We start from the raw sequence: 12,306 nt of genomic DNA, 5'->3' as shown, positions 1-12,306 counted from the left end.
AGGTGTTTATGTGTCTGATTTGTCAGAATCAACCTAATTGGCAAAGGGGATTATGCGCGCACGTGGCTGCGCATCCTCGCTGCCGCAGAATTCCGGCGGGCAGGAGAGAACTGCATGGCAGTATGGACAGTGCAGCGTGCCATCTGCCCGTTCAAGGCGGATGAGGCCTCCCTCGTTTTCGTAGCAGCGCGGGCAGAACGGCCCAAGATTTATGTCCTTGGCCTTGAGCCAGTAGAGGCCGTTGCGGCGGAACAGGTTGCTGGCAAGCTCAACGACTTCTTCAAGGGTCTTCAGGCGGGTCTGCAACAGGTTGAGCTCATCGTGCAGGGCTATGCTGCGCGACTGCACTTCCATGAGCAGGCGGCGGGCCTGTTCGACATGCCCAGAGGCAAAAAGGTCGTTGATTTCTTTGAATAGTCGATAGTGCAGCATGGTTCGCTTCCCCATTGCTGCTAATAATCGGAGCAAGGCGCTATATCTTTAGGGACCTGAAATCGGCTATTGGCGCGGGCTGAAAAATTTTATTCATGATTTTAGCCAGTTGGTGAGACGTTTTTTATTTAGAATATTTTTAGAGTTCTGGAAAAAACTGGATTTGCCGGGTGCAGGCTTGCCCGCAAGAACTGCCGTATCGCCCCTGAAAAGAGCTACCTGTGCGAAAAATGGGGAAAACAGAAGATGCCCAAACCCACGCACATCCATACAAGCGGCGGTGTGGTAAGGATAAAGAGAATTGTTGCGGCTGGTTACATCTTGCGGCGTGAAACCGGGTCAAGAGAACGCAGCATCTCGCGGTATCGGGTTTCTTCATCCGCGGAGAGGGAGGGGGGCAGCTCGCCGTGGCGCAACAGGGCGCCGCCCAGCATATCCGCCTCTTTTTGGGCACCGACGCGGCGTACCATGTCTGTGGCGGCATCAGGAATCGGCGTGGTAACTTCCACGGCAGTGCTTTGTTCTGCCCGTTGCTGCTCCTCGGCAGAAAGGCGCAGTACTTCCTCTTCCACCAGAATGGGTGCCCCTGCGCGCATGGCAAGGGCAATGGCGTCCGAGGGGCGGCAGTCCACACGGGTTCTGCCTTCCGGGCCGGAAAGCACAAGCACCGCGTAGAAGGTGCCTTCGCGCAGGTCGTTGATCTCCACGCGGCGCAGCTCAGCCTTAAAGGCTTTGAGCGTCATGAGAAAAAGGTCGTGCGTGAGGGGGCGGGGCAGGTTTTCGTTGTTGAGTACCAAAGAAATGGCCATGGCCTCCATGGCTCCCACCCAGACGGGCAGCACGGCATCGCCGCTGGCTTCGCGCAACACCACGATGGGCGTTTTGCTCTGCGGGTCGATGGTGAGGCCGAAAACGCGCATTTCTACCATGGTTCCCCCAATCGTTGGGCCATGAGGCTGTGTTTCTTTGCCTCGGTAATGCTCACCCGTACCATGCGGCCCGTGTGGTCCACTTGCGGCGGCAGTTCCACATGCACGGGCGCGCCGTAGGGATCGCGGCCTTGCCAGCTTGGCTCCGGCCCCTGGCCTTCCTTGGGGCTGCGATTTTCGATCAGCAAGGTGGTTTCGCCGCCTACCCGCTGCTGCAACCAACGCGCGCCAAGTTCATCCTGAAGGGCCTGGAGGCGCAACAGCCTGTCCTGGGCCACATCTGCAGGGATTTTGTCGGGGAAGAGCGAGGCCCGCGTTCCCGGCCTGTCGGAGTAGCAAAAGGAGAAGCTGGACATGAAGTTGCTGGCGCGCATCATCAGCAGCGTGTCCTGAAAATCCTGCTCGCTTTCACCGGGAAAGCCCACGATAAGATCGGTGGAGAGGGCCAGATCGGGCCGGGCGGCGCGCAGGCGCTCCACCAGATCAAGAAAGGCCGCGCTGTCGTAGCGGCGCTTCATGCGGGCCAGCACCGCGTCCGAGCCTGCCTGCATGGGCAGGTGCAGGCGGGGGCAGAGCTGGGGCAGCTCCGCAAAGGCGGCGATATCTTCCGGCCCCATATCCTTGGGGTGCGGGGTGACGTAGCGCAGGCGCTCAAGGCCCGGCAGGGTGGCAACCTTGCGCAGCAGGGCGGCAAAGCTTGTGCCGTCGCCGCTTTTATCCTGCCCGAAGGCATTGACGTTCTGCCCCAGCAGGGTGATTTCTCTCGCGCCGTTGTCGATCAGCGCCTTGCATTCGTCAAGAATGGCCGTGCTGCTGCGCGATTTCTGGCGGCCCCGGGTGAAAGGCACAATGCAGTAGGCGCAAAAATTGTCGCAGCCCTGCATTATATTGGCATAAGCCACAGAGCCGCTGACCACGCCGGGTTCGGTTGTGCCCTCGCGCTCCACATACTGGCTTGTAAAATCAAGCAGGGAGAGGCGCTGGGCGGAGTTTTCCAGCAGACGCTCAATGGCTTGCGGGGCATTACCTATGCCGTCGCTGCCCGCCACAAGGCGCACCTGGCTTTCTTTTTCAAAGATGCTTTCGCCAAGCTGCTGGGCCACGCATCCGGCCACGCACACCAGCACGGCGGGGTTGCCGCCCGAAACCTGACGGATGCGGCCAAGCGTGCTCATAACCTTTTGTTCCGGCTTTTCACGCACGGAACAGGTATTGACCACCACCACCTGGGCGTCTTCAAGCGGCGCTTCAAAAAAACCGCGCGCGCCGAGCGCACGCCCCAGCCAGTGGGAGTCGTGCACGTTCATCTGACAGCCAAAAGTGATGATATGGTAGGTCTTTTCAATCATGATCTTGTATTACTGCTCAATGTCCAGGTCTGCATCGTACATGCCATGCGCGCCTTCTTCTTCAAGGGCGGCCACGCGGTCTTCAAGCCAGTCAAGCACGGCGCGGGCCGTGTGGTAGTTGAGCAACACACGGCTGTGGATGCAGCGGTTCACTTCGCGCGCGTCCACCTCGCCGGGGGTCATTTCGTGGCCGATGGAGCCGTCGGGGGCCACCAGCTGCTCAGAGAAAGCGGGCAGGGCATCGCTTTCGTGATAAAAATTCATCTCGATCTCGCCCTGCGGGTTTATGCCGCCCCAAACGCCGTGGGCTGTTTGCAGTCTTGCGTTTTCATCCATCTGATATTTATAGCGGATCTTTGCAGGGTGGTCACTGGGCTTGTTCATGCGGCATCCTTGTGGTGTGTGGTATCAGGGGCCTGGCCGCAGGCTGAGGCTCCGTTAGCAACGACATCAGCTGTGCGGCAATTGCATATGATAAAAAAGAGGCCCTGCCAAGTAAAGGCAACATGCTGTCCGCGCAGGGGGCGGCATTGCTTCGCATGCATCATGCCCGGTCGGCCCGCTGTAAAAAATTTGGAGCGAAAGAATCAAATCACCGCAAAAAGCAGCGCCAGCCTAGCTCTGCGGCCCATGCAACAGCCTTGCTGCGACAAACATGCTCTTGACGATGTGCCTTGCATGGATAGAATATCTGCTGCGGCTCATAAGCACGGCCAGGCGCGGCAGCGCGGGCTAATCAGGCAATGAGCATCCAAGGAGAACACGTGAGCGAGGCAAGCAGCAAACCGTATGAAATCCGGCGGCATGAAATGCAGCCCTACTTTGATCTGGAAGCCTTCATGTCCATGAGCAAGGAAACGCGCCTTGGCGGTGCGATCCTTGAACGTCTTGTGGGGCTGTGGGGCGAATGGCTGCCGCAACTGAACGTCTGTGAGATTGCGGCTGGCAAAATTTCGTATCTGGCTGTCTGGCTGCCGGAAGAAGTGGAAAATTTTGTGGATGAAGCCTGGGGCAAATCTGCCTCTGACGGCTTTATGATCAACAACCTTGCCCAGTTCATGTGCATGGCCGCCGTGCAGGAGGCCCTGCCGCAGGTGGAAGATGCCGGTTGCGCGCCTTCGCCGCGCCCCACAGAAACGCTGCGCGAGGCGCTGGCCTCGTTGGGCATTGAATACCGCGAGGCATTCGGCACCCTTACGCGCCGTTATGCCGTGGTGACGCACTATCCCTTCAAGGGGGGCTGCGAGATTTGCCATCTTCAGGCCCAGTGCCCCAAGGGGCAGGGTCAGGCTGAAAGCCCGAGTATTCTTTTGCCGGGGCATGAGGCGGAAGCGGGCGATAACTAAGTGCTGGAACGGGCGGCTGTTTCTGAAAATGCCGTTTCTGCTCCCGGCTGCGCGCCGCAAAGCGCGGGCAACAGCCATGCGGGGCACAAAATGCTTTTTGGCAACAGCCGCTAACGGCCTTCCATCACAAGGGTGCGGGCCACTCCGGCAGGAGTGCGCACCACAAGTTCCACAGTGCGGGCATTGCGGGCAACCGATTCAACGAGGCAGGTTTCCGTGGCGTCCTTGTCATAGTTGCGCACATCCACCGTGTCGCCCTTGGAGGGAACACGGTCGGGGATGACCTCGACAAGGTCGGCGGAATCGGCGTCAAAGCCGTCCCAGGCCAGCGCGGGTATGGTCATGCAAAGGCAGCCCAGCAGGGCGGCTCCGAATAGCAGGTGTTTCATGCAAGCATGTGTAAATCCATTTGCCCCTCTTGGCAACTGTGCCGCCCCCGGTGAAGAACTCGCGCCACTGGCGCACCCCGCCCCCCTGTGCGACGGTCACGGCCGCGTGGTGCGGTATCTGCGCCTTTCTGTCACTGACCGCTGCAATCTGCGCTGCGCCTATTGCCGTAGCGAGATAAACCAGAAGTTCATTCCGCACCCCAAAGTCCTGCGCTATGAAGAAATGGCCCGCCTTGTGGGCATGATGGCCGCGCTGGGCGTTTCCAAGGTGCGGCTTACCGGGGGCGAACCCTTTGCCCGAAAGGGCTGCGACGAACTGCTGCATCTGCTGCACACGCGCTACCCATCCCTTGATCTGCGTCTGACCACCAACGGCACTCTGCTTGAGCCGCACATTCCGCTGTTGCGCTCGGTGGGTGTGAGCGCCGTCAATCTTTCCCTCGACAGCTTTGACCGCGAAACTTTTGCCAGAGTGACCGGGCGCGACTTGCTGCCCGCTGTTCTCGCCTCGCTGGACGGGCTGCTGCAAGCGGGTATTCGCGTAAAAATCAACGCAGTCGCCATGCGCGGCGTCAATGACGGGCAGATGGACGATTTTGTTCATGCCGTGCGCACCATGCCCGTTGATCTGCGTTTTATCGAGTTTATGCCCATGGGCAGCGGCACCCTCTGGGGGCCGGAAACGTTCTGGTCTGCGGCAGACATCCGGGCCGAGGCCGAGCGCCGTGTGCGCCTTGATCCCGTGCAGGACAGCAGCGCGGAGGCTGGCCCCGCCAAGATGTTTGCCGTGCAGGGGGGCAAGGGCCGCATGGGATTTATCACCGCGGTATCCTGTCATTTCTGCGGCACGTGCAACCGGTTGCGACTCACCAGCGATGGCAACCTGCGCACGTGCCTGTTTGACGACAGGGAATATCACTTGCGGGGGCTTCTGCGTAATCCGCGTTTTGATGACGGGCATCTGGCCCGCGTGGTGCGTTTGGCCTGTGCTGGCAAGCCCATCGGTGCCGATCTGCTCAAGGCCCGCAAAAAAGGCTCCGCCGTGGCCGATAAACAGATGGTGGGCATTGGCGGTTGATGTCGGCGATCTGAGCGTAACCTCACGGCTGCGGCTGCCTGTCAGCCTTCACTGGCCGGGAGCTTCTGTTGCAGGCAGACTGGCCCTCAGCCCAGCCGCACGGCAAGATTCACATCGTCATCAAAATCCAGCGTCATATATCCGTTGGCGGGATCGCGCACGTAGGCCAGGTATTCCGGGCTGTCGGCCGCGTCATCGGCAATCACTAGAGCGCCGGTGCGCAAACCAGTTTCTGCCAGTTTCAGAATATCGCAATACAGGGCCTTTGCCCCGTCGAGCAGCAGCATGTCTATATGCTGTGGCAGGTTGCTGCCCAGGGTTTGCAGGGCATCGCCAGAGCGAATTTCCACCAGATCGGCCAGTCCGGAAGTTTGCAGATTCTGCTGCGCCCGCGCCACTTTTGAGGGTTCAAACTCGCTTGTAATCAGCTGGTCGCCACCGTTGTCGCGCAGGGCTGCGGCAAGAAACAGGGTGGAAATGCCGAATGAGGTGCCAAATTCCACCACTACTCGCGCATTGCTGCAGCGCGCCAGCATGTACAGAAGTTCGCCGGTTCTGCGGGAAACGGGAATGGCAAAGTTTTTCAGGCTGGCATAAAAACCGGCATATGCGGTTTTGCAGCCTTTTTGCTGTTCCAGCGCTTGGGCGCTCAGGCCTGTTGCTGCACAAATATCTTCGATCGTGGTTGTTTCCGCTTGGGTAAGCAGGGTATCAAGCAGATGGGCCAGTGGTTGCGTGCTGAGGCTGTTCATGTGTTGCTCCTTGTTATGGTTGCACGCCTGTGCGTGTATGGGTAGAATATGACGAAATATTCACATTTTGCCATTCGCATTGCGCCGCACCCATGAGCAAGCACCAAGAAACGAAGATTATTCAACGAAAACAACCACGTCAGGCACGGTCTGCCGATGTGGTGGCCGCGATTCTTGAGGCTGCCGCTCGCGTTTTGGCCACTGAGGGAGCGCAGCGTTTTACCACTGCACGCGTGGCCGAACGGGCCGGGGTCAGCATTGGTTCGCTGTACCAGTATTTTCCCAACAAAGCGGCCATACTTTTTCGGCTTCAGTGTGAGGAATGGCGGCAAACCACCAGCCTTTTGCAAACCATTCTGCAAGACGCGGGCATGCCGCCGCTGGATCGGTTGCGTACACTTGTGCACGCCTTTGTGACGTCGGAATGTGAAGAAGCAGCCATGCGCGCGGCCCTGCACGACTCTGCGCCCCTGTACCGACATGCGCCGGAAACAGCAGAAATCAAGGCCGAGAGCCGCCAGGTTCTTTCAGATTTTGTGGCCGAGGCCTTGCCCCTCGCCACAGAAAGCCAAAGGGCATTGGTCGCGGAGCTGACCTCTGTAACTCTGGCTGCGGCGGGCAAACACTTTTCCTCGCAAGGGCGCAGCCCGCAGGAAAACGAGGCCTGTGCCACAGCCGTGGCAGACATGCTTTGCGCCTATTTCAGCGCCATTGCTCAGGGGCCGCTAGCCTGCCCGCAGGCGGGGGATGGGCCATACACGGCAAGCGCCATTTGAAACCCTTCGCCTTTCAGTCTATGCTCTGGCGGTAGCAACCTTTACTTCTCGCAAGGAATCCATGATCGCCTATCTTGAAGGCCGCCTGGCCGAAATATGGGGCAATGCCTGCCTGATCGTCACCGAAGGGGGCGTGGGGTACGAAGTGGCCCTGCCCGCCCACACACTTGCCAATCTGCCGGGCAGGGGGGAACCCCTGGCGCTGTACACCAGCCTTGCCGTGCGTGAAGACGCGCTGGAACTCTTTGGTTTTGCCACCTTTGAAGAACGCCAGACCTTTGAAGTGCTGGTTTCCATCTCCAAGGTGGGCGCGCGCACGGCCCTTGGCATCCTTTCCATCTTCCGGCCCGACGACCTGCGCCGGGTTGTGTTTGAGGATGACGTGCTGGCCCTTACCCGCGTTTCGGGCATTGGCAAAAAAACCGCCGAGCATGTGTTTCTTGAGCTGAAGTACAAGCTCAAGGTCGAGGACGCCCCGCAGGCGGCGGCGCTGACCACGGGGACGCGGCCCGGTTCCGTGTTCCGCGACGTGCTGGACGGTCTGGGCAATCTTGGCTACGAGCCGGACGAATGCGCGCCTCTGGTCAAAAAACTGCTGCACGAAGAGCCTGATCTGGATGTGACCGGCGCGCTGCGCGCCACCCTCAAGGCCCTCGCCAAGGGGAAGGTCTGATGACCGATCTTGCGAATCCGTGCGTTGCGGAGTGCACCACAGGCATTGACGAAAGCGTACGCCCGCACAGCCTTGACGACTTTATCGGGCAGGATGAATTGCGCGCCAATCTGCGCGTGTATCTGGGCGCTGCGCGCGAGCGCGGCAAGGCACTGGATCATACGCTTTTTTACGGTAATCCGGGGCTTGGTAAAACCACGCTGGCGCAGATCATGGCCTCCGAGCTGGGGGTCAATCTTATCTGCACCTCCGGGCCGGTGCTTGAGCGCAGCGGCGACCTTGCCGCCATCCTCACCAATCTGAACAGGCACGACATCCTTTTTGTGGACGAAATCCACCGCATGCCCATTGCCGTGGAAGAAGTGCTGTATCCTGCCATGGAAGATTTCAAGCTCGATCTGGTCATCGGGCAGGGGCCTGCGGCGCGCACGGTCAAGATTGACCTTGAGCCTTTCACCCTTGTGGGGGCGACCACGCGCATGGGCTTGATCTCTTCGCCCTTGCGTGACCGATTCGGCATTGTGGCGCGGCTGGAATATTACAGCCCGGATGATCTTGCCCGCGTGGTGCAGCGCACGGCGCGCATTCTGGGTGTGGAGGTCTCCACTGACGGGGCGGCGGAAATTGGCCGCCGTTCCCGCGGCACACCCCGCATTGCCAACCGCTTGTTGCGACGGGTGCGCGATTTTGCCCTTGTGCACGGCAATGGTACGGTAACGGGTGATCAGGCATCGGCGGCGCTCAAGCGCATGGACGTGGACGAGCTGGGGCTGGATCAGATGGACCGCAAGCTCCTGGAAGTGCTCATCAAACACTATGACGGCGGCCCGGTGGGAATCAAAACCCTGGCCGTGGCCTGTTCGGAAGAAGTGCGAACCATTGAGGATATTTACGAGCCGTATCTTATCCAGTGCGGCTTTTTAAAACGCACCCCGCGTGGGCGCATGGCAACAGCCTTGGCCTACAGGCACTTGAAAATGCTGCTTTCTTAGGTGTATGATCGGCCCGGCCAGTTTTTTACACCGAACTGAATGAAAAGGCGGAGAAAGCATGCTCTTGCAAGTAATTGAAGGAAAATTCAGCGTCTGCAAGGTGGAAAACCTGCGCGCCGTCAATTTTCATGTGCCGTGGCTGTTTGTGGGCAAAACTGATGCGGAAATTTCGGTGGTCTGCCTGACTGCGGATGTTCCCCACGCCACACTGGCGCGGGAGGACGGCTGGCGCGCATTGCGCGTAGCGGGGCAGATGGATTTTGGCCTTACCGGTGTGATGGCGGGCTTGTCGACCACTCTGGCACAGGCGGGCATCAGCATTTTTGCCGTGTCCACCTTCGATACGGACTATATATTGATGAAGGCGGAAAAGCTTGCCCCGGCCATTGAGGCTTTGGAGGCGGGCGGCTACTCTGTGGAGCGCGCTGCCGTGTAAAAGATCGGTCGCCGCAAGCAGGATGACGGATTCCGTTTTTGAGAAGATTTGCCCGCCAGTGGCGCAGAGACGCAGCACGGAACAGGGCAAGGCAGAATATAAAAATCGGGGGAAGGGGCTTGGTGGCCTCTTCCCCCGATTTGTTTGCTATACGTCTATCTTGCCAGCGCGGGCTGCATTGAGCACAGCCATGAGGGCCACGCCCACATCGGCAAACACGGCTTCCCACAAGCCTGAGAGGCCCACGATGCCCAGCGCCATGAACAATCCCTTGATGCCCAAGGCCATAACAATATTCTGCCACACAATGGTACGCGTGCGGCGCGCAATGCGCAGCAGCTCGGGCAGGCGGGCGGGGTTGTCGTCCAGAATGACTACATCGGCGGTTTCAATGGCGGCTTCCGCGCCAAGACCGCCCATGGCTACGCCCACTCCTGCCGTTGCCAGCACCGGGGCATCGTTGATGCCGTCGCCCACAAAGATGGTGTTCTTCACCGGCCCAAGGGCTTCAAGCGCTCCGGCCTTGTCTTCGGGCAGCAGATCTGCACGCAGGGTGTCCAGCTTCAGGCGCTGGGCCACGGGGCGGGCCTGTTCTTCCCTGTCGCCCGTGAGCATGGCGATATCCTGAATGCCAAGACGGCGCAGTTCCTGAATGGCTTCGGGCGACTGCGGCTTGATGCGGTCTGCCACCACCAGCGCACCCAGCAGCTTGCCGCCCTTGGCGACCTGCACCACGCTGCCGGGCATGGCAACTTCCATGGGGGCAATGCCACGGCTTGTGAGCAGGGCGGCGTTGCCCGCCAGAAGTTCATCGCCGCCAGCAGCGGCAGCCACGCCCATGCCGGGGATTTCTTCCATGCTGGTGAGCAGCGCATCATCAACCGTGATGCCTTGCTGTTGCGCCGCGCGCATGACAGAGCGGGCAATGGGGTGGTTGGAGCGGCTCTCCGCCAGCGCTGCGGCGGTCAGCAGATCATTGGGGGCAATACCAGCGGCGGGCAGCACGGCGTTTACTTCAAACACGCCTTCGGTGAGGGTGCCGGTTTTGTCCAGCGCTGCCACGCGGATATCGCGCAGGTTATCGAGCACCGCGCCGCCCTTGATAAGGATGCCCCGGCGCGAAGCCGCGCCAATGCCGCCAAAGTAGCCCAGCGGAATGGAAATAAGCAGGGCGCAGGGGCAGGAAATGACCAGCAGCACCAGGGCGCGGTAAATCCATTGAGAGAAGGGGCCAAGCCCGAACAGGGGAGGCAGCACCGCCACCAGAAAGGCAATGCCCGTCACTGCGGGGGTGTACCAGCGGGCCATGCGGGTGATGAAGCGTTCCGTAGGGGCCTTTCGGGCCACGGCGTTTTCGACCATTTCAAGAATGCGGGCAATGGAGGAGTCGGCAAAGGCCGTTGTCACTTCAACGCGGAGGGCCGCGTTCAGGTTGATGGTGCCCGCGAGCACCCTGCTGCCGGGAGCTATGCGCTGGGGCACTGATTCGCCCGTGAGAGGGGATGTGTCCACCTGCGAATCGCCTTCAAGCACGGTGCCGTCCAGCGGGATCTTTTCGCCGGGGCGCACAAGGATATGACTGCCGGGGCCAAGGGCTTCGGGTTCCACATCGCGGGTAGCGCCGTTGTCCAACATCTCGTGGGCAATGCTGGGCCGTGCGGCCAGCAGGGCCTTGACCGAACGGCGCGAGCGCCCGGCGGCGCGCTCCTGCACAAATTCACCCACGCAGTAAAACAGCATGACGCCCACGGCTTCGGGCAACTGACCGAGGGCGATGGCAGAGATTGTTGCGCCGCCCATGAGGGTAAATTCGTTGAAAAAGTCCTTCTTCAGGATGCTTTGCGCCCCTATGCGCAGAACATCATAACCGCACAATATATATGGCAGGGCGTAGAAGATGCCTATGACCAGCCATCTGGGCATGATCTCGGCAAGGCGTTCATCCGCGACCATACCAATGGCGAAAAGCACGGCGGATATTGCCATGATGGCGATTTCGCGCCTTTCGTGGTCGTGCCCGTGTTCATGCTCGTGCCCATGATCATGGCAGCAGGCGCAGCCGTGATCGTGGTCGACTGCTTCCGGCTGAGGGGCGGTCGGCGCGCATGAAGCGCAGCAGGCCTTCATGGGCAAGGGGCCAAGCTTGGTGGATTCCATTCTGTTCTCCTGGCTTTATGCGGGGTTGCCAGCGGTTTGTGCGGCATCGTCTTCTGTGTCGTCGGGCTGATCGGCAGGCACGGGAATATGTTTCTGCTTGAAGAATTCGTGAATGCTGGTGTTGTGCGAAATGCCCGGCAAGGCAGCTTCGTCCTGTGCGATTTGGGGGCAGTCTGCAAGCTCGCGGATAGTCAGCTCCAGAGCATCGCGCACACATGCCTCCGGGTTTTGCGGCAGGCGGTAGTAAACCCAGCGGCCATTCTTGATGCTCTCGATCAAGCGCGCCTGACGCAGGATAAACAGGTGTTTGGAGGTGGTGGACGCCGCGAGCCCCAGCAGCGTTGTTATTTCGCAAACACACAAGGGGCGCAGGCGTAGAGCCATAAGGATGCGCAGGCGGTTTTCGTCGCCAAGCGCGCGTATAGCGGAAATGTAACTGAGCATAAGTACTCCGTACGGATAGTGGAGGTGGATGTCTTTTTCATTTCGTTATGTGGCGAAATATAAGAAGCTGGGCAGTCGAAGTCAAGCGTATTTCGCCAAGTGTCGAAATGTCGGTTGGTACATCTATATATAGGTGGCGAGTGAATGGCTTACTTGGCAGATTTGGGGTGTACCCTTGCTGCGACCGTGCAGAGGTTGGCTTGTTGTAACGAGGAAAAGTTACGATGAATGGTGATGGCTGGAGCAGTTGGGCTGGGAATGCCAGGGTGAAGGTGTGGCAGGCCGGTTGGGGCTGCGCGGATAGCTCCCTTGAAATTGGCCCTGGCCGGGGCTTTGCTTGAATATCTGTGTAAAACTGGTTTTTGTGTTGACACGTCCGTAGTGTTTGCTTAATGTGCTCTTCTCGCGTCACGGGATCGACACATTGGGTCGTAGCGAATTTCGCCAAGATGCAAAAAAGTGATTGACTTGTGGAACGAGGAGGAGCATAAACGCTCCTCGCGACAAGGGAAAACGGTTAAGGGAAACGCAAGCGAAAAGATTTTTCGCGGAA

At 59.5% G+C, this 12,306-nt stretch carries 14 protein-coding genes; 6 read left to right on the top strand and 8 right to left on the bottom strand.

Annotated elements, in window-relative coordinates:
• Positions 1-33 precede the first annotated feature (33 nt).
• The 4 genes from QZ383_RS05405 to QZ383_RS05390 all read right to left on the bottom strand — a co-directional run bounded on the left by QZ383_RS05405 (position 34) and on the right by QZ383_RS05390 (position 3,094).
• The gene (locus tag QZ383_RS05405) at positions 34-432 is read right to left on the bottom strand and encodes a hypothetical protein (protein WP_291443717.1); all 399 of its coding nucleotides are present in this window, start codon (positions 430-432) and stop codon (positions 34-36) included.
• Between the two features lie 314 nt (positions 433-746).
• Complete coding sequence (locus tag QZ383_RS05400; RefSeq protein WP_291443715.1) at positions 747-1,361, bottom strand: bifunctional nuclease family protein; 615 nt, start codon at positions 1,359-1,361, stop codon at positions 747-749.
• Complete coding sequence (gene miaB / locus QZ383_RS05395; RefSeq protein WP_291443712.1) at positions 1,355-2,710, bottom strand: tRNA (N6-isopentenyl adenosine(37)-C2)-methylthiotransferase MiaB; 1,356 nt, start codon at positions 2,708-2,710, stop codon at positions 1,355-1,357. Before miaB ends, QZ383_RS05400 begins: the two co-directional genes overlap by 7 nt.
• Positions 2,711-2,719: 9 nt before the next feature.
• A complete protein-coding gene (locus QZ383_RS05390; protein WP_192113746.1) occupies positions 2,720-3,094 on the bottom strand; it encodes a hypothetical protein in 375 nt (124 codons plus the stop codon).
• Between the two features lie 425 nt (positions 3,095-3,519).
• Between QZ383_RS05390 and QZ383_RS05385 the strand changes: the two genes are divergently transcribed.
• Positions 3,520-4,056, top strand: coding sequence for a hypothetical protein (locus QZ383_RS05385; RefSeq protein WP_192113758.1), 537 nt, complete (start codon positions 3,520-3,522; stop codon positions 4,054-4,056).
• A 110-nt stretch (positions 4,057-4,166) separates the two neighbouring features.
• On the opposite strand, the gene QZ383_RS05380 is transcribed toward QZ383_RS05385, so the two are convergent.
• Positions 4,167-4,445 (bottom strand): DUF5334 domain-containing protein, encoded by a 279-nt coding sequence (locus QZ383_RS05380; RefSeq protein ID WP_022657260.1) that lies wholly within the window; start codon positions 4,443-4,445, stop codon positions 4,167-4,169.
• Between QZ383_RS05380 and moaA the strand changes: the two genes are divergently transcribed.
• Entirely contained in the window at positions 4,444-5,523 is a 1,080-nt protein-coding gene (gene moaA, locus QZ383_RS05375; protein ID WP_291443709.1) for a GTP 3',8-cyclase MoaA, read from the top strand. The genes QZ383_RS05380 and moaA overlap by 2 nt on opposite strands.
• Positions 5,524-5,609: 86 nt before the next feature.
• Here the strand turns inward: moaA and QZ383_RS05370 are convergent, their stop codons facing one another.
• Positions 5,610-6,275 (bottom strand): class I SAM-dependent methyltransferase, encoded by a 666-nt coding sequence (locus QZ383_RS05370; protein ID WP_291443708.1) that lies wholly within the window; start codon positions 6,273-6,275, stop codon positions 5,610-5,612.
• A 92-nt stretch (positions 6,276-6,367) separates the two neighbouring features.
• Here QZ383_RS05370 and QZ383_RS05365 point away from each other — a divergent pair, with 92 nt between their 5' ends.
• The 4 genes from QZ383_RS05365 to QZ383_RS05350 all read left to right on the top strand — a co-directional run bounded on the left by QZ383_RS05365 (position 6,368) and on the right by QZ383_RS05350 (position 9,152).
• Positions 6,368-7,051 (top strand): TetR family transcriptional regulator, encoded by a 684-nt coding sequence (locus QZ383_RS05365; protein WP_291443706.1) that lies wholly within the window; start codon positions 6,368-6,370, stop codon positions 7,049-7,051.
• Positions 7,052-7,112: 61 nt separating this feature from the next.
• Positions 7,113-7,724 carry a Holliday junction branch migration protein RuvA gene (ruvA, locus tag QZ383_RS05360; RefSeq protein WP_291444065.1) on the top strand — a complete coding sequence of 204 codons (612 nt, stop codon included), beginning with the start codon at positions 7,113-7,115 and terminating at the stop codon, positions 7,722-7,724.
• A complete protein-coding gene (gene ruvB / locus QZ383_RS05355; RefSeq protein ID WP_291443705.1) occupies positions 7,724-8,716 on the top strand; it encodes a Holliday junction branch migration DNA helicase RuvB in 993 nt (330 codons plus the stop codon). The genes ruvA and ruvB overlap by 1 nt, the downstream gene beginning before the upstream one ends.
• A gap of 58 nt (positions 8,717-8,774) precedes the next feature.
• The gene (locus tag QZ383_RS05350) at positions 8,775-9,152 is read left to right on the top strand and encodes an ACT domain-containing protein (protein ID WP_291443704.1); all 378 of its coding nucleotides are present in this window, start codon (positions 8,775-8,777) and stop codon (positions 9,150-9,152) included.
• Between the two features lie 147 nt (positions 9,153-9,299).
• Here the strand turns inward: QZ383_RS05350 and QZ383_RS05345 are convergent, their stop codons facing one another.
• Complete coding sequence (locus tag QZ383_RS05345) at positions 9,300-11,309, bottom strand: heavy metal translocating P-type ATPase (protein WP_291443702.1); 2,010 nt, start codon at positions 11,307-11,309, stop codon at positions 9,300-9,302.
• Between the two features lie 15 nt (positions 11,310-11,324).
• Positions 11,325-11,753 carry a metalloregulator ArsR/SmtB family transcription factor gene (locus QZ383_RS05340; RefSeq protein WP_291443700.1) on the bottom strand — a complete coding sequence of 143 codons (429 nt, stop codon included), beginning with the start codon at positions 11,751-11,753 and terminating at the stop codon, positions 11,325-11,327.
• Between the last annotated feature and the right edge of the window lie 553 nt (positions 11,754-12,306).

Source organism: Desulfovibrio sp. (assembly GCF_019422935.1).
Taxonomy (GTDB): Bacteria; Desulfobacterota; Desulfovibrionia; order Desulfovibrionales; family Desulfovibrionaceae; genus Desulfovibrio.
The sequence above is the reverse complement of the archived record's forward strand: the minus strand, read 5'-3'. Positions and strand labels throughout refer to the sequence as shown.

Bases quoted from the DNA above. Each gene is read 5' to 3' on its own strand.
- QZ383_RS05405 (WP_291443717.1), bottom strand. From the start codon at position 432: ATGCTGCACTATCGACTATTCAAAGAAATCAACGACCTTTTTGCCTCT.
- QZ383_RS05400 (WP_291443715.1), bottom strand. From the start codon at position 1,361: ATGGTAGAAATGCGCGTTTTCGGCCTCACCATCGACCCGCAGAGCAAA.
- miaB (WP_291443712.1), bottom strand. From the start codon at position 2,710: ATGATTGAAAAGACCTACCATATCATCACTTTTGGCTGTCAGATGAAC.
- QZ383_RS05390 (WP_192113746.1), bottom strand. From the start codon at position 3,094: ATGAACAAGCCCAGTGACCACCCTGCAAAGATCCGCTATAAATATCAG.
- QZ383_RS05385 (WP_192113758.1), top strand. From the start codon at position 3,520: ATGCAGCCCTACTTTGATCTGGAAGCCTTCATGTCCATGAGCAAGGAA.
- moaA (WP_291443709.1), top strand. From the start codon at position 4,444: ATGCAAGCATGTGTAAATCCATTTGCCCCTCTTGGCAACTGTGCCGCC.
- QZ383_RS05380 (WP_022657260.1), bottom strand. From the start codon at position 4,445: ATGAAACACCTGCTATTCGGAGCCGCCCTGCTGGGCTGCCTTTGCATG.
- QZ383_RS05370 (WP_291443708.1), bottom strand. From the start codon at position 6,275: ATGAACAGCCTCAGCACGCAACCACTGGCCCATCTGCTTGATACCCTG.
- QZ383_RS05365 (WP_291443706.1), top strand. From the start codon at position 6,368: ATGAGCAAGCACCAAGAAACGAAGATTATTCAACGAAAACAACCACGT.
- ruvA (WP_291444065.1), top strand. From the start codon at position 7,113: ATGATCGCCTATCTTGAAGGCCGCCTGGCCGAAATATGGGGCAATGCC.
- ruvB (WP_291443705.1), top strand. From the start codon at position 7,724: ATGACCGATCTTGCGAATCCGTGCGTTGCGGAGTGCACCACAGGCATT.
- QZ383_RS05350 (WP_291443704.1), top strand. From the start codon at position 8,775: ATGCTCTTGCAAGTAATTGAAGGAAAATTCAGCGTCTGCAAGGTGGAA.
- QZ383_RS05345 (WP_291443702.1), bottom strand. From the start codon at position 11,309: ATGGAATCCACCAAGCTTGGCCCCTTGCCCATGAAGGCCTGCTGCGCT.
- QZ383_RS05340 (WP_291443700.1), bottom strand. From the start codon at position 11,753: ATGCTCAGTTACATTTCCGCTATACGCGCGCTTGGCGACGAAAACCGC.